The organism is Alkalihalophilus lindianensis, assembly GCF_032843265.1.
GTDB lineage: Bacteria > Bacillota > Bacilli > Bacillales > Bacillaceae_D > Alkalihalophilus > Alkalihalophilus lindianensis.
The window spans coordinates 1-239 of record NZ_JAWJBA010000976.1 but is presented as its reverse complement, the minus strand read 5'-3'; the positions used below and the strand labels follow the sequence as shown (position 1 = coordinate 239).

The 239-nt window shown below is 39.7% G+C and carries 1 pseudogene; it reads right to left on the bottom strand.

The window, feature by feature from the left end:
• Window positions 1-239 (bottom strand): annotated as a pseudogene (locus RYX56_RS25035) (YfcC family protein); the annotation flags it as partial.

The following is a 239-nucleotide window of genomic DNA, read 5'->3' as shown; positions in this document are numbered from 1 at the left end:
AAATCATGATGACAAAGGTTATGCCAAATACCGAAAGGACAGCCTTACGACGGCCGGTGAATTCAAGATCCTCCGTATTTTGTGATAAAAATTGTTTTTCATTTTCTTCCTTCATATCAGCAATCAGCGATGTAGAAGGATTGGCTTTGACTTTTTTGGCATAGCGCATCACAAATAGGATGCCAACGATTAAGGTGACAATAAGAATAATAATGCGGAGTCCTAGACCGTCACCGATT